The following is a 17365-nucleotide window of genomic DNA, read 5'->3' on the forward strand; positions in this document are numbered from 1 at the left end:
CCGCCTGCGATCCGATCTTTTTCAGCCCGGCGACCAGCCCAGATCGCGCGAGACGGTGTCGGCGGCGGCCACCACGATGGGCGCGACGTTGTCGATCGTCAAATGCGGCGAAGATCGTTCGGCGAATGCCACGCTCATGGCAGCTTGCACTTCGCCGGAGGCATTGCGCACCGGCGCGCCGACCGAGATCACGCCCAGTATCGTCTCTTCAACCACGCTGGCGTAGCCGGCCTCACGTGCCTCTCGAACCTGCTTAATAATCACGTCCGGATCGGTAATCGTGGCGGGCGTCATCTTAGGAAGCGGCTTCTCACGGAGGATCGCTTCGGCCTCGGCGTCATCCAACGCCGCAAGCAAGACCTTGCCCATGGCGGTGCTGTGCAAAAATGCCAGCTCGCCCGGCGAATTGCGGATGGCAATCGGCCCAACCGATTGCACGCAGAGCAGATAGACGGCTTGGTTGCCATGGCGCCGGCCGAGATAGCCGTTCAGTTCGTGGTTGCTTGCGACCATTTCCAACTGCCGCTGCGCCGACACGATCATGCGGTCCTTTCTCAGGATCGAATTGCCCAGGCTGAATGCGCGGTAGCCGATGCTGTAGCGGCGGCTTATTCTGTCCTGCTCGACAAAGCCGTGCTCAAGGAAGGTATTCACCAGGCGCTGTACGATCGCATTGCTGAGCCCGATGTGGCGGGCGATCTCGCGGATGCCCATCGGTTCATTGGCGCGGTCCAGCAGGTCAAGAATCTGAAGCGCTCGTTCGAGTGATTGGCTGTTTGTCATGGCTCTTCTGAAAGGCAGGGTGAAAACGTAATCCAGGAAACGTGAAGCAAAGGCAAGGGGGGCACACGCATTGACAGGAATAGCGCACTACTCTACAAATAGGAACAACGTTCCTAATTTAGGTACATCACCATCATGCTAGACGCCAGTAGCGCGGGTGGCTCTGCTGCCCCATCCGAGCCGTTGTTGACCGATGCGCGACTGGGAAAGAAGCCGGCCGACCGTCTTCAGCGGCACTATCTCCAGGCGACCTTGAAGCGTGAGGAGAACAAGTTCGACCAGATCATCGCCGTCGATCAGGCCCATGCGGTGATGTTGACGGAACAGGGTATTATTCCCCGCGCAACGGGGACGGCCCTACTGGTCCAGCTGTCCAAGCTGCGGCGCGAGGATGTCGGCATAGACGTGATGCGCGGCAGCATGTTGCTGCAGATCGAAGGGCACCTGGCCAGCAAGACCGGAAACGAAGCCGCTGGCGCGCTCTCGACTGGGCGAAGCCGCATTGATCAGGGCGCGACCTTTCGCAGACTCTACGAACGCCAGGCAATTATCGCGGTCCTTACCGAGCTGATCGACCTGGAAGCCGCCGTGATTGCGCAAGCTGCAAATCATATCGACACCATCATGCCGGGATACACCCACCTACAGCCATCTCAGCCCTGGGTCTTCGGCCACTATCTTCTCGGTGTGGCGGAGCGGCTGGATATAGATCTCGTCCGGCTGGAGAGGGCCTACGCGGCGGTCAATCTCTGCCCGTTGGGAACAGTGGGAGGCAGCGGCTCGACGTGGCCGCTGGATCGGCATCGCGTGGCCAGCCTTCTGGGCTTCGACGGTATCGTCGAAAACGCGCGTCTGGGACGGGACATCCAGTACACGGGCGACATCGCCGCGGCGGCCTCGATGCTTATGGCGACGCTGAACGACCTGGCGACGGACCTGCAGCTATGGTCGATGCAGGAGTTCGGATTTGTCGAGCTGGACGCCGGCTATTGCGGCACCAGCAGCATCTTCCCGCAGAAGAAGAATCCGGTGGCGCTCGAAGGCGTCCGCTCGGCGGCGGCCGGCGCGGTTCAATGGGTGGGCAACGTGCTGGCGGTCTCGCGCGGGGTCGGCTCCGGCGACCTGGCGCTGCGAGGGGCGGCATTCCTGGACACGGCGCTGCAGAGCACGGCCCAGATGTGCGATCTGATGACTGGAGTGATGGAGACGCTGATCGTGCATAAGGACCGAATGGCCGAAAGGGCGGGCGAGGGCGGCACCACGGCAAGCAATCTCGCCGATACGCTGGTGCGCGAGCTGGGCCTTTCCTATCGGGCGGCCCACCATGCGGTCGGAAGATTCGTGCGGGTCTGCCTGGAGCGCAACCTCCCGTTGACGGGCGTCAGAGCGTCCGAATTCCATGAAATGGCCGGCCTGGCCGACCAGCCCCGCCTCAGTGACGAGCAGCTTGCGGTTGCTTTGGATCCCGCCGGTTTCGTGCGGAGATGCCGGACGCCCGGTGGGGTCGCTCCCGAAGAGGTCGCGCGGCTGCACGCGGCCGCCGTCGAGCGGCTGGGTGAAAGCCGCGCGCGTCTGGAAGCGCGGATCGCTGCCTTGAATAGCGCGGAGCGAAAGCGGGCGGCGGCCATAGCGGCCATTTTGAACGCGCCGGAGGCGGCAACCCGATGAGCCGGCGCGATCTGGATCAACTGTCCCTGGCCTCTCAGCTTCGATCGCGGGTTTTTGCGCGAGGGCCGAACTTCGACGCGCTTATCACGTCCGACCCCGACCATGTGGGTTATCTGACCGGCTATCGAAGCATGTCCAGCGACATGAATCGCTATTATCCCATTGCGGCCGTCGCAACGGCGGACGATGCCATCCTAATCGTCAGCGCCGGCGACGCTCCGCCGGCCCGCGAGGTCGTGGGCCAGGCAGTGATGACCTACGGTCGCTTCTTCGTGATGCAGGACGGCGCGTTCCAGCCTTCCGATGCGGATGAAGAGCGCTCGTTCGGCGTCGCCATCGTCCAAGCCGTGAACAGGCTCTGCGGCCCACGCGCGACCGTAGGCCTGGACTGCACTGGCCTCTCGGCACACGACGTCCGATCGGTTATTCAGCGCGACCTGCCGAATCTGCGGACCGTTTCTGCATCCCAATGGCTGCGCGACTGCCGCCGCACCAAGCTGCCCGGTGAAATCGGGCAACTGCGCCGTGCCGCACGCCTGCTGGAGCGCGGCATCGAAGCCGCTCTCGCAGCGGCGGAGCCTGGCGTGACCGAGCGATACATCGCCGCCCGGATCGCAAGCGCGGTGGTGGAGGGCGGCGGCGTACCGCGCTCGCTGGCGGTCACCTCGGGCCCGCGATCGGCCTTGGTCGACGCCTATGCGGCCGAGCGGGAACTTCAGCCGGGCGACCTGCTCAGGCTCGACCTCAGCTGTACGTTTCAGGGCTATTGGGCCGATATGGCCCGGACAGCCGTCATCGAAGGCCCATCTCCGCTGCAGCGGCAGTATTTCGATGCCATTTCTTCGGGTCTGGCTGCTCAGCGCGAGATATTGCGCGCGGGCATTGAGGCGCGCCGGCTTTTTGACGTGGCGGTCGAAGCCACGCGCGGCAACGGTATCCCGCACTACCGCCGCCATCATTGCGGCCATGGCATCGGGGTTACGATCAACGAGTTTCCGGTGTTGTCGCCCGAAAACACCGCAGAGCTGGAGTCGGGGATGGTGCTGTGCATCGAGACACCGCTCTACGCGGCGGGCTGGGGCGGCATGATGACTGAGGACATCGTCGAAGTGACCGACACTGGATGGAACCCCATAACCGAACTGTCGCGCCACCTGCACGTCTGCACCGGCGGACGCGCTGAAGTTCTTGCCTCCTGACGAGATGCCTATGTCGCCGTTGCTTATCAACCCGCCGCAGGATGATGACACTTGCTGTGTCCACCATCCCGAGATCGACGAGACCGGCTTTGCGGCCGTCACTGTTCCGGTCTGGCGCGCCTCGACCATCGTCTTTCCCGATATGGCCGCCTATGCGGCGCGCAACAGCAAGGGCCATGACGCCTACAGCTACGGCCTGCACGGTACGCCCACGACCCGCACCCTTGAGGCGCAGATCGCGCGGCTGGAAGGAGGGGGCCGCTCGATCGTGACGAGCTCGGGCCTGTCGGCGATCACGATGACGCTGCAGACGATGCTGTCGCCCGGCGATACGGTCCTGCTCGTCGATACTGTCTACCCACCCGTGCGGGAATTCGCCGACCGCTTTCTCCGACGGATGGGGGTCGATATCGTCTACTACGACCCGGCGATAGGAGCGGGAATCGCCGAGCTGATCACCGCCACGACGAGGCTGGTGTGGATGGAGTCGCCGGGATCCACGACGATGGAGGTCCAGGACATCCCCGCGATCGTGGCGGCCGCGCGTGCGCGTGGCGTACCCACGGCCATCGACAACACCTGGGCCACTCCGCTTCTGCTCAAACCTCTGGAACTGGGTGTTGATATCGTCATACAGGCGGTCAGCAAATATATGGCGGGTCATTCGGACCTGCTCATGGGGGCGGTGACCGTACGCGACCTCGCGCTCTTCGACAGGTTGAGAACAGCATTCAAGCTGCTGGGGCACGGCGTTTCTCCCGACGATTGCTCGCTCGTCCTGCGAGGGCTGGAGACGCTGGCCGTCCGGCTGCGACAATCCTCGGCTTCCGCATTGGATCTGGCGAGGATGCTGGAGGAAAGCGGGCGCTTTCAGGCCGTTCTCCACCCGGCATTGCCCAGCTTTTCCGGCCACGCAATTTGGAAGCGCGACTTCAAGGGTGCGAGCGGAGTGTTCAGCGTGGTGCTTAAGCCAGAAAGCCTCGATCGGCTGCCAAACGCGCTCTCCCGGCTAAGAGTTTTCGCCATAGGCGCGTCCTGGGGCGGAACGCACAGCTTGGTCGCACCCATGGATATTACGGCCGCGCGCACGGCGACGGCATGCCCATGGAGATGTCCGATCATCCGCCTCAGCGTCGGTATGGAAGGCCTCGCCGACCTGCGCGCGGACCTCCAGGCATTCGCCGGGGGACTGACGTCGTGAAGCACCGAGACTGCCGAATAGGAATGGACGGGAAAATCATGCCGTCGTGCCGGCCGGCCAGCATACGACATCCAGCACGGGGCAGTCGTCGATGGCAAACAATAGGGACCAGGGGGCCGTATCGACCGCTGGTGAACGCAGTCTGAGGGAAGCGTCCGGGGCATGTTCGCCGTACTGAACCATCCGATCTATCGCCGGCTTTTCACGGCCCAGGTCGTGTCTGTCCTGGGAACGGGGCTGGCGACCGTGGCGCTCGGTTTCCTGGCGCTGAAGATCAGCCCTCTTCAGGCCGGCTTGGTTCTGGGCATGGCCTTCGCCATACGTATGGTGGCAAATGTGGCGGTCACGCTTGCCGCAAACGCACTGTTGATGAACGTGCCGCGAATGCGGCTGCTTTCCATGCTAGATTATAGCCGTGCGGCGATGGTGCTGGCCTTTCCGTTCGTCTATGAGATCTGGCACATCTACGTGCTGGTCTTCTTGATCCAATCGGCTTCGGCTGTCGCATCGCCGCTGATGCAGGCCACCATTGCCGACACCGTCAAGGGTGAGGCCGATTATGGCCGCGCCCTCTCGATGACTCGTTTCGCTTACGACGTCGAGCTGGTGATCAGTCCGGTTTTGGCGGCGGCGCTGCTGATGGTGACCACTTTCGAGTATCTGTTCGCCGGGACTGCGGCGGGTTTCGTCGTCTCGGGCTTGATCCTGGCCCACACGCGCACCGAGAAGACTGCTGCGAAGATTGCGCGGCGCGATGCGATCAATCGGATCGCCGTCGGGCTGCGGGCATATATCGACACTCCGGCATTGCGTGCTGTGCTTGTGCTGAACTTCGCCGCCGCGGGCGCTCTGTGCACGGTACTGGTCATCACGGTCGTGCTGGTGCAGGTCCATCTGGGCTTAGGGGAAAGCCACACGGCCTTGGCGGTCGCCTGTTATGGCGCGGGGTCAATGGCGCTCGCACTGGCGCTGCCTGCGCTTTCCGCCCGCATTCCCGACCGCATAGTGATGGTTTGCGGCGGGGTGCTGATCGCCTGCGCGCTGCTGCTTGCTGCCGCGCTGCCCAGCAATACGATGCTATGCTGTCTATGGTTTGCGCTCGGGATCGGCCATTCTTCGATCCAGACGCCGGCAGGCCGGGTGATCCGCGCCAGCGGTGATGAGGATCTCCGCACGGCACTTTTCGTCGCCAATTTCAGCCTCACCCATGCAGTGCGCCTCTCCGGATACCTGGTGGCAGGCTGGCTGGGCAGCCGAGCGGGCTTGCCGGTGGCGTTGGCCGCTGCCGGCGGAATTGCTCTGGCCGCCGCCGCGCTGGGAAGTCTGTTTTGGCGAACGCGGCGCCGGGGGCAGGACATTCATGTGCACAACGATCTGCCGGCGGACCATCCGCACCTCTTGCAGGTGCCGCTTTTCCGGGGCCGGCACAGGCATGAGCCTATTCAGGATTCGCTGCATGGCCATACCGACTTTCACCATCACGGGGTTTTGGGAAGATGAGCAAGCGCCAGATCAAACTCGGCTTGTCCATGCGGCAACTGGGCTATCATGCCGGAGCATGGCGGCACCCTGACGTCAATCCGGGCGGAGCGATGGACATTCAGCACTTTGTCCGGATCGCGCAGACGGCGGAGCGTGGTCTGTTCGACATGGTATTCCTCGCCGATGGGCTGGGCCTTCGCCAGACCGACAAACCGAAGGGCTCGCTGTCGCGTTCCAACCAGAACGTCGAACTGGAGCCGCTGACGATGTTGGCCGCCGTCGCCATGACGACGCGCCATGTGGGCCTCGTTGCAACCGCGTCCACCAGCTATAACGAGCCCTTCCACATCGCCCGCAAATTCGCCTCGATTGACCACATCAGTGGCGGCCGCGCAGGTTGGAACATTGTCACCTCGTGGTCCGAGGAGGAAGCCAAGAATTTCAACAGAACCAAGCATTTCGAATATGACGAGCGCTATGCTCGCGCTGCCGAATTCGTGGAAGTCGTGCGCGGCCTCTGGGACTCCTGGGACGATGATGCCTTTGCTCATGACAAGAAGGAGGGGCTCTTCTTCCATCCCGACAAAATGCATGTGCTGAATCACAGGGGCGAGCATTTTTCCGTGATGGGTCCTCTAACCGTCTCGCGTTCGCCGCAGGGGCATCCGGTATTGGTTCAAGCGGGCACTTCGCCCCAAGGACAGGAGATCGCAGCCGCCAGCGCGGATGTCGTCTTCACCGCTCAGACCGATCTGAAGGACGCCACGGAGTATTACCGATCGGTGAAGGGGCGAATGGCCAGATACGGGCGGAAGCCGGAGGATCTAAAAATCTTGCCCGGCCTGCTGCCGGTGGTCGGCAAGACGCGCGCGGAAGCCTCCGATAAGATGCAGCAGCTTCAGGACCTGATCCATCCGCTGGTTGGATTGGCGCATGTCTACGGCCCGATGGGAGACCTGTCGGGTTATCCTCTGGACGGGCCCGTGCCGGAGCCGGTTGATCCGGAACTGCGCAGCCGGGCGAAGGTCATGCTCGACCTGGCGCGCCGTAACAACTGGACTGTCCGGCAGCTATATCTCGCCGCCTCGGCCGGGCGCGGCCACCGGACGGTCGTGGGAACGCCGGCCGAGATCGTCGACGCGATGCAGGAATGGATCGATGCCGAGGGCGCCGACGGATTCAACATAGTGCCGCCCTATCTGCCGGGAGGTGCGGAGGATTTCGTCGACCTGGTGGTGCCGGAGCTGCAGAACCGGGGGCTGTACCGCACGGCTTACGAGGGCAGCACATTACGTGAAAATCTTGGCGTTCCCAAACCGCCAAGCCGCTATGCCAGTTAGGACGCAGACATGAAACATGCCATCGAGGAAATGACGTTCGTCGAATTCCGGGAAGCGGCCAAGCACGATCCCGTGATCATCATTCCCCTGGGCAGCCAGGAAACTCAGGGGCCGTGCAATCCCATGGGGGACTTCATGCTAGTGCGGCGGCTGGCGAACGAGGTCGCGTCGCGAACGGGCTGCCTGGTGGCGCCGACCGTTCCGTTCGGCTTTGCCGACTGCTTCAGCACCGTGCCTGGTGGCATTCAAGTTTCGCCCGAAACCTTCATGAGCCTTGTCCGCGACGTGCTGCTGTCGTTTCTGAACCATGGGCTCAGGCGGCTGGTCATCATGAACGGTCATACCGGGAACAGCGCTCTTATAGATTTGACGGTCCGGCGCCTTAGACAAGAGCGCGGAGCGCTGGTGCCCTGGATCAATATATGGCCGCTGGCTTCGACCGGACGCCGAAACGAGGCGCACGGAGCGAATGCGGGACAGGCGACCGGGCACGGGGCCGACCCGATCGGTTCCGTGTACGAATACTACTATCCCAACCTCACCCGGCGAGAGCTGGCGACGACCGAGGGAACGGGTAAAACCTTTTTCGGCCTGCCGACGAGCGGATTGCAGTCGGTCGACCTGGCGGGGACTCCCGTCCATCTGCCAGTACGGGTCGACGATCACTGCGATTATGTCGTGGGCGGCGATCCGTCGCTCGCCAATGCTGCGGCGGGAAGGATCTTTGCCGATTTCATCGTGGCCGAGTTCAGCAAGCTTGTCGAGCACGTGGCCGGCCTGCCGGCGGAGCAGCTGGTCGAACCGAAGCCGTCGCGGGTGGGAGGCACGGGTGCCTGACGATTCACGCGTGGTTTATGTCAATGGCGATTACGTCGCCGCCGCAGAAGCGAAAGTCTCCGTATTCGACCGCGGATTCTTGTTCGGCGATGGGATCTACGAGGTTACGGCCGTCGTTGATGGCCAGCTTGTGGACAGCGACGCCCATCTGAGCCGGCTGGCCCGATCCGCACGGGAAATCGGCATCTCGCTTCCCTGGACGGCAGCCGAGATCGAATCCGTCGAAAAACAGTTGATCGTGAAGAACGGCCTGCGCGAGGGCCTCGTCTATCTTCAGGTAACGCGCGGCATCGCCGACCGGGACTTCAACTATGGCTCGCTCGTGCCGAGCATTGTGCTGTTCACTCAGAAGAAATTACTTATCGAATCGCAAGCGGCCGCGCAGGGTATTGCCGTCAAATCTGTTCGCGATCTTCGATGGGCGAGGCGCGATATAAAGAGCGTGTGCCTTCTCCCGCAGGTTCTGGCAAAGGCCCTTGCCCGGTCCGAGGGATGTGCCGAGGCCTGGATGATCGACGAGAATGGACTTGTAACGGAAGGTGGGTCGTCGACGGCGTATATCGTGAAGAATCGCAGGATCTTTACGCGAGAGAATTCGCAAGCAATCCTGCCCGGCTGTACCCGTGCGTCGCTCCTTCATCTGAGGCGACATCACGCCGTTGAGGTCATTGAACGTTCTTTTTCGCTCGAAGAGGCTTATGCCGCGGATGAAGCGTTCATAACCAGTGCCTCGTCTTTCGTAACACCTGTCATATCAATCGACGACCGCCGGATCGGCGAAGGTAAGCCCGGCGCGGTCACAAAGGCACTGCGGGAAGCTTACATCCGGTTCGCGCGTCGGGCCACATAGGCAGTAGGACAGAAGGTACACGGCCGCCATCGCCCCAGAGTCCCAGCATCAGCTGCCGACGCCGCTTCGCTGTGCCGAGAGTTGAGTCAGAGTTCGTGTTGTTAGCCTAGGTTCCTGACCTGCAGGTTTTGGCGCGATCAGCGGTACTTTTGATAAATGACATTCCGTGACCACTTCAATGGGGAGCGCCGATTCTGCTCGGCGACGTGCCGAGCCCCCTCGAGCCGCCGTCCGGCTGCCGCTTTCATACGCGCTGTTCGATCGCCCGGGATGTCTGCCGAAGAGCCGTGCCGGAATAGCTAGAGATCGACTCGGGACATCGCGTCGCCTGTCATGCGGCGACTTTTCGCTGGCTCTAGCACAATCTCGGCTCTCCCTACCGCTTCCGGATCGGAAGGGAGGTCAACGAAAAGGGCGTTGGATTTAAACAAGGTCAGACTGCCACTTTGCCGAGAGATGCAAACGGCCCTGCCTTTTGCTCGATAGATGCCTGATTTATAAGAAAGTCACGGGTCTTGCCGATGTCCAGGACCATGGCGGATTGCGCAGCCTCGGGGTCCTTTTTCTTAAATGCATCCTGCAGAAGACGGTGGCCTGAATTGTCCCAAAGGTTGTTTGGAGAATTGAACGAATAATACATGGTCGGCCCGCAACGAAGCCAGAGTGATTCGATTATCGGCATCAGGACCTCTGAATCGGCGGCCTCGTATATGGTGAAGTGAAATTTCTGATTCAGGCGTAGAACTTCGGTCATGTTCATCGCCTTGAGGCTCTTTAGGAGAGCGTCGTTGATCTCCCTCAGGTCGCGTACGATCGATGGTCCAACGGTTTCGCAGGCAATTCGCGTTGCAATCGCTTCGATTGATAGTCGTATTTCAAAGATTTCCTTTAGTCCCTTGGCGGACAGCTTCGGGACACGAACAGATCCATTTGGCAGTTCTTCCAGCGCATGGGCGGCGACGAGCCGGTTAAGGCTTTCCCGGACGGGCATAGCGCTTGTACCCAAGCTTGATGCTAGCTTTCGCAGACTGAAAACGTGGCCGGGAAGGAAAACTCCGGACATCAAGGCGTCTTTCAGATTTGCGAGAACCTGATCTTGAACAACCGATCGCGACCGCTTTGGATGTTCGGACGACGGGGCCTCCCCAGCGAGATCTCCCAGTTTGTTCATAAGGGCTTCCCTATCACCTGTGGTGCAGCCAATTGTATTCCGCCTTATGACATGTTCCCGAAAACTTCGAAATAGCCGATTGACAATGTCGTGATTAGTTACTGTGATCACGATTAGGGACTGATGAGCGAGATGATAACGGGCCAGTTGCCGAGATCTCGACTGTCGGGCATGCCGTGCTCTTCAAGGTATGCTAACCGGTGTTATTCCTCAGGCGCGCGCCGGCTGAGACCACGTCCCGGTGCGGGGAACTCGGCGAAATCATCCGCGCGTTATGACGGGCCTGACCGTTGCTGGCTTGTCCTGAGGATTTCAGAAGGGGTTCGAACCGCGTGATCATGATCGATCGGCATTTGCCGGATCGGGGGTCGCGGCCACCGCTCTCGTCATTCCCGGTTCGTGTCTTGCATCGAAGCGCGTCCGTCAACAACGGTATCGCCAGTATCGATGAACTGATTGCCGGAAAAGTCACGGCAGCAAACAATGTTGACGGTCGGTTCCACCTTTACCGTGTCGGCGATGCCGTCTCCAGCCGGAACATTCCATTCGGCCATATTGGATTCGCTGCGGATCTGCCGCTCCCTTTAGAGCCTCTGCGGAACGAACGTCGTCACCGGCGCTCGGGTTTATACCAACGCTCGGGAAGGTTTGAGCCGCACGGAACTCGAAGGAAAAGCCAGTCGCCTCGATCAAGGTAAGTATGCCCAATAAATCTAGCACCGTCCTTTATGACGGCTGAAACCGATCTTGTTGCCGCTGCTCAGAGCGTTCCCGATGCATCGGTTACAATTCAACGGCTAGGGACGTAATCTCCGCGTCCGAAGGCTTTGGTGCATTACCTGCTGACCTAAAGGCGGGATGGAATGCGGCACGTGCTAAACCGGCCGGATACAGATGACCGGCTGCCATACGGCTTGGCCTTAAAGGATTTGATTGTGCGGCCCGCGAAAAAACTTCAGCCCAAGGCTATCGTGCTGGAACTCGCCAAGGCAAGCTCACATCTAAATACCTAAAGTCGCAGGGAAAATTTTGGTAGCGGAGGAGGGACTCGAACCCCCGACACAAGGATTATGATTCCTCTGCTCTAACCAACTGAGCTACTCCGCCCCAAGGTTCAGGGCGTTGCGCGCCCTGAACTCGAAGTCGGGCGGATATAAGGTTGCATGTTGAATGGTGTCAAGCGTCTGTGTCGGCGTCTTTTCCATTTCCTTCGTCACATCGCCGCGTGGGGTTGAGTTGCGTCGCCAGCACCGATATGTGTCCGGCGAGCAAATCGTGTGAAGATTAGATGAAGCTGCGTGTCGCCGTTCTTGGGTGTGGGTATTGGGGGGCGAACCACATCCGCACACTGAAGTCGCTCGGCGCTCTCTACGCCGTTTCCGATGCCAATCGCGCAAGGGCGGAAGGGTTCGCCAGCGAACAGGAATGCCTCGCGATCGATCCTGACGATCTTTTCGAGAACCGTGAGGTGGACGCGGTCGTCATGGCCTTGCCGCCGCAGTTTCACGCCGAAAATGCCATCAAGGCCGTGCAGGCGGGAAAGCATGTGCTGGTGGAGAAGCCGATTGCGCTCACAGTTGCCGACGCGGAGCGGGCCGTCCGGACCGCGCGCGATGCAGGCCGCGTCTATATGGTCGGCCATGTGCTGCGGTTCCATCCTGCCTTCGAAAAACTGAAGGCCCTCATCGATGCCGGTGAATTGGGGGATGTCCGTTATATCCATTCGCACCGGCTCGGTCTCGGCAAGTTTCACACGGAGAACGACGCGCTTTGGGACCTGGCGCCGCACGACCTCTCCATGATCCTCGCCATTACCGGCGCGCCGCCTGTCGAGGTGCGAGGGGAGGGGGCGGCCCTTCTGGATCATCTGAGCGATTTCGCCCATCTCCATATGCGCTTTGAAAGCGGGCTTAGGAGCCATCTCTTCGCCTCACGCCTTAATCCCTATCGCGAGCGGCGGCTTACCGTCGTCGGCAACAAGGCCATGGCTGTGTTCGACGATGTCGAGCCGTGGAGCCGGAAGCTTGCGATCTACCGCCATGCCATATGGCAGGACAGCGGTCAGTGGGCTTTCACCACCAATGAGCCCACCTATGTGCCCGTGGAGGAAGGCATGCCGCTCACGCGCGAGCTCGAGCACTTTATGGATTGCGTCGAGAACAACAGGGAGCCTCGCACCACGGGCGAGGAGGCCATCGAAGTGCTCCGTATCCTCACCGCCGGTACCATCGTGCACAGCCGCGACACGGGCGATTTCCTGGACACACAGGCCGGGCAGTAGGACATCCTTTTTCCTCCCGGTCTGAAGAGCCGATGGCCGCGCGCTTCATCCTTACCAAGCCCGGCTGTTTCCATCTGGCCATTACAGGAGAAGCTGGGAAGCGGAGCCTCTTGCCGGAAAGCTGTGGCGTAACAGGGAGGAGCATTGCCCAGAGCATAGGCGCCTTCTGGCACGCGGAAAGTCGATGCGAGACCCGTCTGCCAATCACAGTTCAACCAACTCGAAGCGGGCTGCCGGGCCCTTTTTCAGGCCGGGATCTTCTCCAGGCGGGAGAGCAGGGCTTCGGCGTCGGCGCACCGTTCGGAGCGCTCGATAAAGCCGCCGCCAAAGACGCGTGCGTCGTTCCGGTCATCCGAATAGAGCACACAGGCCTGACCAGGGGCGACGCCTGTTTCACCCTCATGCAATTCCACCCAGGTCGAGCCGTCCCGATTGTGCAGCGTCGCAGGCGTCGGCGGGCGCGTTGAGCGCACCTTTGCGAACAGGTCCATTCCGTTCGCCGGCAGTTCCTCGAGCGGAAAATCGCCCAGCCAGTTTACCTGGCGCAGGATCAGCCTGCGCGTCTCCAGCGCCTCACGCGGGCCAACCACGACTCGCGCGTGCTCTGCATCAAGATGCACCACATAAAGCGGCTCGCCGGCGGCGATCCCAATGCCGCGGCGCTGGCCGATCGTATAGTGCAGGATGCCCTCATGGCGGCCGAGCACGCGCCCGTCGATATGCACGATATCACCGGGGCTTGCCGCGCCCGGCTTGAGCTTGGTGATCACGTCGGAATATTTGCCGCGCGGCACAAAGCAGATATCCTGGCTGTCATGCTTGGCGGCAACGGACAGTCCCATTTCTTCCGCGATCGCCCGGACCTGCGGCTTCGACATGCCGCCGAGGGGAAAGCGAAGATAGTCGATCTGCTCCTGGGTGGTGGCGAACAGGAAATAGCTCTGGTCCCGGTCGGCGTCCACTGGGCGGTAAAGCGCCCGATGCGCTCCATTGGCGCGGGAGCGGATGTAATGGCCGGTGGCGAGCGCATCCGCGCCGAGCTCGCGCGCCGTCTCCAAAAGATCTGAGAACTTGACGGTCTGATTGCAGGCGACGCAAGGGATAGGCGTCTCGCCCGTCACATAGCTTTCGGCGAAAGGATCGATGACGGCCTTGCGGAAGCGCTCTTCATAATCGAGCACATAATGGGCGATGCCCAGGGTCTCGGCGACGCGCCGGGCATCATCGATATCCTGGCCCGCGCAGCAGGAACCCGCGCGGTGCACGGCGGCACCATGATCGTATAGCTGCAGGGTGACGCCTACGACCTCATAACCCTCCCGAGCCAAAAGGCCCGCGACGACGGATGAATCCACGCCGCCCGACATGGCAACGACGACGCGCGTCGCTTCAGGGCGTCCCGGAAGGTCAAGGCTGTTCATAGGCAACAATCCAATCTGCTCGCGGGCTAAATGGCAACGAGGCGAGACAAGGTCAAGATGCGCGGCGAAGCACGGGATTTCCAACGCGGGCGGAAGTGCTTCGCATTTGAATCAAGATGCGGCTCAATTCCTAACGCGGGATTCATTTCCGTTACCTTAGCATTACCAGGCGTTTAGGCAAATATTAAAAGCTGCGGCCTTATTGTCGCGTTGAGGTCTTGGTTAGTGTAGAGAGTACGATGACCGATCTGGTTCGACCGCGCGTGAAATATGTTATCGGGCCTGATGGCAGCCCGCTGACGATAGCCGATTTACCGCCGTCCAACACGCGCCGTTGGGTCATCCGCCGTAAAGCCGAAGTGGTGGCGGCGGTCCGCGGGGGCTTGTTGAGCCTGGAGGAAGCATGCCAGCGCTATCGCCTCACCGTGGAGGAATTCCTGTCCTGGCAAGCGTCTATTGAGGAATATGGCCTTCAGGGCCTCAGGACTACGCGCATCCAGCAATACAGGCATTAGTTCAGATCGGCCATTTCCGAGGCGATCTCGCCGATCTCCCTGAAGATTCCGTCGCGTTTTGGGGCCGGCAATTGGGGTGCTTCGAGATAGGCGGAAACAACCAGGGTGGCGCCGCTGCGAGCCCAGGCGACGGCGATATCGCTCGCCACGGTGCTGCCCGTGCCCGTTTTGTCCCCGACGGTCCAGCCTGCGGGAAAGCCAGCACGCAGCCGCTTGTCGCCGGTTTTGCAACCAATCAGCCAACCCGCCAGGCGCTGGCGGGAATTCGGCGACAGGGCGTCTCCAAGAACGACCGATCGAAGACTGCCCAGCATGGCCTCAGGTGTCGTGGTATCGCGTAGGTCTCCGGGCGGCACATCGTTCAGTTCCGGTTCCCAACGGTCCAGCCGCGAGACCTCATCACCCAGGGAGCGGAAAAACGCCGTCAGTCCCTTAGGCCCCCCCAAGCTCTCCAGCAGAAGATTTCCGGCGGTGTTGTCGCTCATGGTGACCGCCGCCTCGCAAAGCTCCGCAAGCGTCATGCCCGGACCGTCCGCATGATTCTTGGTTACCGGCGACCAGAAGATCAGTTTTTCCCTTCCGTAGGAAATGCGGCGGTTCAGATCCTCCTTGCCGGCATCGGCGCGCGCCAGAACCGCTGCTGCGGCAAGCGCCTTGAACGTGCTGCACATGGCAAAACGCTCATCGGCGCGATGCGTCGCCTTCAGCCCCGTTCGTGTGTCGAGAATGGCGACGCCCAACCGACCGCCTGATCTCTTTTCCAATGCGGCAAGACGCTCGCTTGGCGATCGCGGCGCCGAAGCTCGGACGGAAGCCGTGCCCATGGTAAATAAGGCGGAGGTGGCGAGCAGGGCACGTCTGGAAATCATGAAAACAATCCTCTCCGGTGCAATCAGACAAAGTGCCGGGGAGAGAGAACAGCGTTCAGGGCAAATTTAGGGCGATGGAGCGCCGTCGCGAAACGCGACTGTGAGCCAATGGAGAGCCGGAAGAAAAAGCATAATTGAGGGTTTCAACAGGAGCCGGAAGGGGGGCAACGGCTTCGCTGCCGAAGCCGATATCCGTCCGTTAGAATGCTGTTTCGTGCGGCTCAGCCCGCCGCCACCCGTGGTGCGCCATCGCCGCGCCGGCCGTCGCGCGTTTCCAGCGCCTCGGCCTTGCGAAGCTCGGCTTCGGCCTCGGCCAGATCAAACAAGGCCTGCTCCCTCTGCTGCACCAGCTCAGCCTGTGAGATCCGCAGGTTATCGCGGCGCAGCCGCGCCGCCTTGGCAAAGGTGGGATAGGCAAAATGGTTCTGGTCGGTGATGCCGGCCTTCGCCTCCTCGGCGGCGACCTGAGCGTCCAGCTCGACGGCCATCCGCTCGAATTCGGCAATCATCGTATTGAGCTGGTCGATGCGCCGGCTCCTCTCGTTCACCTGAAATTGTTTCAGTCGAACCAGGTTCTCACGTGACTTCATCGCGAACTCCCACAAAAACGCGTACGCATGCCCTTGCCCGGCTTTTTCCCTGCCGTTTTTCGGCGGAGATCCTCTTCACGAGCACATTTGGCAAATAAAACACTAAAATTTGCCACCGACGGTAACCATTCGTTTACGGGCATTGTTAATCATAAGGCCGATGGCTTAAGGCGCGGTAAAGATCCGGGGCGCAACTGTGGCCGAGGCCTGGAAACGAAGTTCATTTGCCACGATGCCCCGCCGGGCTGGAGCTAAAGAGAGTCTAACTGTGATTCAGCGTTTCAATTCAAATAGGTGTCAGCGAATGCTGAAAAAAGCGCTTAGCGCTTTGAGGGGCGAATCAGATATTGTTAACCATTAAATGGCAGCTTGCGATCCGGGTGCTCAATGTTCCGTACCGGATGCCTGCCAGTCCCGGTCGGCGGCGGAAAGGGGAATAAGATGCGTGTTTTGTTGATAGAAGACGACAGTGCGACCGCACAGAGCATCGAACTGATGCTGAAGTCGGAAAGCTTCAATGTCTATACGACCGATCTCGGCGAAGAGGGTGTCGATCTCGGTAAACTGTATGACTATGACATCATCCTTCTCGATCTGAACCTGCCGGACATGTCCGGCTACGAAGTCTTGAGAACCCTTCGCCTTTCTAAAGTGAAGACGCCGATCCTCATCCTCTCCGGCATGGCCGGAATAGAAGACAAGGTGAGGGGCCTTGGCTTCGGCGCCGACGACTACATGACCAAGCCCTTCCACAAGGACGAGCTGATTGCACGCATTCATGCGATTGTCCGCCGCTCAAAAGGCCATGCGCAGTCGGTTATCACGACGGGCGATCTGATCGTCAATCTCGACGCCAAGACCGTCGAGGTCGGCGGGCAGCGGGTGCACCTGACCGGCAAGGAATATCAGATGCTGGAGCTGCTCTCCCTTCGCAAGGGCACGACGCTGACGAAGGAGATGTTCCTCAACCATCTTTACGGCGGCATGGACGAGCCGGAATTGAAGATTATCGACGTCTTCATCTGCAAGCTTCGCAAGAAGCTCGATATGGCCTCGGGCGGCCAGAACTATATCGAGACCGTCTGGGGCCGCGGTTATGTGCTGCGTGAACCGGAGGAAGTTCGCGAGAGCGCCTGAGCCGGCTTATACCCAAAGAAG

General features: G+C 60.9%; 16 protein-coding genes, 1 tRNA gene and 1 pseudogene. 11 read left to right on the plus strand and 7 right to left on the minus strand.

Features of this window, described 5'->3' with window-relative positions; translation table 11 throughout:
* Positions 1-21: 21 nt before the first annotated feature.
* Positions 22-783, minus strand: a complete 762-nt coding sequence (locus GNP00_RS10915; protein WP_011581695.1) for an IclR family transcriptional regulator — start codon at positions 781-783, stop codon at positions 22-24.
* Positions 784-969: 186 nt separating this feature from the next.
* Here GNP00_RS10915 and argH point away from each other — a divergent pair, with 186 nt between their 5' ends.
* The 8 genes and pseudogenes from argH to GNP00_RS10950 form a co-directional block, all read left to right on the plus strand.
* Positions 970-2451, plus strand: a complete 1482-nt coding sequence (gene argH / locus GNP00_RS10920; RefSeq protein WP_166016053.1) for an argininosuccinate lyase — start codon at positions 970-972, stop codon at positions 2449-2451.
* Entirely contained in the window at positions 2448-3650 is a 1203-nt protein-coding gene (locus tag GNP00_RS10925) for a M24 family metallopeptidase (RefSeq protein ID WP_011581693.1), read from the plus strand. Before argH ends, GNP00_RS10925 begins: the two co-directional genes overlap by 4 nt.
* Before the next feature lie 10 nt (positions 3651-3660).
* Positions 3661-4851, plus strand: coding sequence for a cystathionine beta-lyase (metC, locus tag GNP00_RS10930; protein ID WP_041544754.1), 1191 nt, complete (start codon positions 3661-3663; stop codon positions 4849-4851).
* A 162-nt stretch (positions 4852-5013) separates the two neighbouring features.
* On the plus strand, positions 5014-6351 hold the full coding sequence (locus tag GNP00_RS10935; protein WP_166016055.1) for an MFS transporter: 1338 nt from the start codon (positions 5014-5016) through the stop codon (positions 6349-6351).
* The gene (locus GNP00_RS10940; RefSeq protein WP_011581689.1) at positions 6348-7673 is read left to right on the plus strand and encodes an LLM class flavin-dependent oxidoreductase; all 1326 of its coding nucleotides are present in this window, start codon (positions 6348-6350) and stop codon (positions 7671-7673) included. Before GNP00_RS10935 ends, GNP00_RS10940 begins: the two co-directional genes overlap by 4 nt.
* A gap of 9 nt (positions 7674-7682) precedes the next feature.
* Positions 7683-8510, plus strand: coding sequence for a creatininase family protein (locus tag GNP00_RS23165; protein WP_041544753.1), 828 nt, complete (start codon positions 7683-7685; stop codon positions 8508-8510).
* Positions 8503-9360: a D-amino-acid transaminase gene (locus GNP00_RS10945; RefSeq protein ID WP_011581687.1), complete on the plus strand. Its 858-nt coding sequence runs from the start codon at positions 8503-8505 to the stop codon at positions 9358-9360. The genes GNP00_RS23165 and GNP00_RS10945 overlap by 8 nt, the downstream gene beginning before the upstream one ends.
* A 191-nt stretch (positions 9361-9551) precedes the next feature.
* Positions 9552-9659: pseudogene (locus tag GNP00_RS10950) on the plus strand (oligopeptide/dipeptide ABC transporter ATP-binding protein); the annotation flags it as partial.
* 134 nt (positions 9660-9793) lie between these two features.
* Here the strand turns inward: GNP00_RS10950 and GNP00_RS10955 are convergent.
* The 3 genes from GNP00_RS10955 to GNP00_RS10965 all read right to left on the minus strand — a co-directional run bounded on the left by GNP00_RS10955 (position 9794) and on the right by GNP00_RS10965 (position 11638).
* Positions 9794-10642: an FCD domain-containing protein gene (locus GNP00_RS10955; RefSeq protein ID WP_157038082.1), complete on the minus strand. Its 849-nt coding sequence runs from the start codon at positions 10640-10642 to the stop codon at positions 9794-9796.
* A gap of 275 nt (positions 10643-10917) precedes the next feature.
* Complete coding sequence (locus GNP00_RS10960; protein WP_166016041.1) at positions 10918-11085, minus strand: hypothetical protein; 168 nt, start codon at positions 11083-11085, stop codon at positions 10918-10920.
* A 476-nt stretch (positions 11086-11561) separates the two neighbouring features.
* A tRNA-Met gene (locus GNP00_RS10965) sits at positions 11562-11638 on the minus strand.
* A gap of 181 nt (positions 11639-11819) precedes the next feature.
* On the opposite strand from GNP00_RS10965, the gene GNP00_RS10970 reads away from it, so the two are divergent.
* Positions 11820-12812 (plus strand): Gfo/Idh/MocA family protein, encoded by a 993-nt coding sequence (locus tag GNP00_RS10970; protein ID WP_011581552.1) that lies wholly within the window; start codon positions 11820-11822, stop codon positions 12810-12812.
* A 245-nt stretch (positions 12813-13057) separates the two neighbouring features.
* On the opposite strand, the gene mnmA is transcribed toward GNP00_RS10970, so the two are convergent.
* Positions 13058-14239, minus strand: a complete 1182-nt coding sequence (gene mnmA, locus GNP00_RS10975; RefSeq protein WP_198139686.1) for a tRNA 2-thiouridine(34) synthase MnmA — start codon at positions 14237-14239, stop codon at positions 13058-13060.
* 233 nt (positions 14240-14472) lie between these two features.
* Here mnmA and sciP point away from each other — a divergent pair, with 233 nt between their 5' ends.
* Positions 14473-14748, plus strand: a complete 276-nt coding sequence (gene sciP, locus GNP00_RS10980; protein ID WP_011581550.1) for a CtrA inhibitor SciP — start codon at positions 14473-14475, stop codon at positions 14746-14748.
* Here the strand turns inward: sciP and bla are convergent.
* Positions 14745-15626 carry a class A beta-lactamase gene (gene bla, locus GNP00_RS10985; RefSeq protein ID WP_166016111.1) on the minus strand — a complete coding sequence of 294 codons (882 nt, stop codon included), beginning with the start codon at positions 15624-15626 and terminating at the stop codon, positions 14745-14747. The genes sciP and bla overlap by 4 nt on opposite strands.
* A 212-nt stretch (positions 15627-15838) precedes the next feature.
* Positions 15839-16207 (minus strand): flagellar export protein FliJ, encoded by a 369-nt coding sequence (locus tag GNP00_RS10990; RefSeq protein WP_011581548.1) that lies wholly within the window; start codon positions 16205-16207, stop codon positions 15839-15841.
* A 441-nt stretch (positions 16208-16648) separates the two neighbouring features.
* Here GNP00_RS10990 and ctrA point away from each other — a divergent pair, with 441 nt between their 5' ends.
* Positions 16649-17344 (plus strand): response regulator transcription factor CtrA, encoded by a 696-nt coding sequence (gene ctrA / locus GNP00_RS10995; protein ID WP_041544736.1) that lies wholly within the window; start codon positions 16649-16651, stop codon positions 17342-17344.
* Positions 17345-17365 lie beyond the last annotated feature (21 nt).

Source organism: Chelativorans multitrophicus, from assembly GCF_011317445.1.
Taxonomy (GTDB): domain Bacteria; phylum Pseudomonadota; class Alphaproteobacteria; order Rhizobiales; family Rhizobiaceae; genus Chelativorans; species Chelativorans multitrophicus.

Excerpts from the sequence above, each read along its gene's own strand:
- GNP00_RS10915 (WP_011581695.1), bottom strand. The coding sequence starts at position 783 with ATGACAAACAGCCAATCACTCGAACGAGCGCTTCAGATTCTTGACCTG.
- GNP00_RS10925 (WP_011581693.1), top strand. The coding sequence starts at position 2,448 with ATGAGCCGGCGCGATCTGGATCAACTGTCCCTGGCCTCTCAGCTTCGA.
- metC (WP_041544754.1), top strand. The coding sequence starts at position 3,661 with ATGTCGCCGTTGCTTATCAACCCGCCGCAGGATGATGACACTTGCTGT.
- GNP00_RS10935 (WP_166016055.1), top strand. The coding sequence starts at position 5,014 with ATGTTCGCCGTACTGAACCATCCGATCTATCGCCGGCTTTTCACGGCC.
- GNP00_RS10940 (WP_011581689.1), top strand. The coding sequence starts at position 6,348 with ATGAGCAAGCGCCAGATCAAACTCGGCTTGTCCATGCGGCAACTGGGC.
- GNP00_RS23165 (WP_041544753.1), top strand. The coding sequence starts at position 7,683 with ATGAAACATGCCATCGAGGAAATGACGTTCGTCGAATTCCGGGAAGCG.
- GNP00_RS10960 (WP_166016041.1), bottom strand. The coding sequence starts at position 11,085 with ATGGCCGAATGGAATGTTCCGGCTGGAGACGGCATCGCCGACACGGTA.
- GNP00_RS10970 (WP_011581552.1), top strand. The coding sequence starts at position 11,820 with ATGAAGCTGCGTGTCGCCGTTCTTGGGTGTGGGTATTGGGGGGCGAAC.
- sciP (WP_011581550.1), top strand. The coding sequence starts at position 14,473 with ATGACCGATCTGGTTCGACCGCGCGTGAAATATGTTATCGGGCCTGAT.
- GNP00_RS10990 (WP_011581548.1), bottom strand. The coding sequence starts at position 16,207 with ATGAAGTCACGTGAGAACCTGGTTCGACTGAAACAATTTCAGGTGAAC.
- ctrA (WP_041544736.1), top strand. The coding sequence starts at position 16,649 with ATGCGTGTTTTGTTGATAGAAGACGACAGTGCGACCGCACAGAGCATC.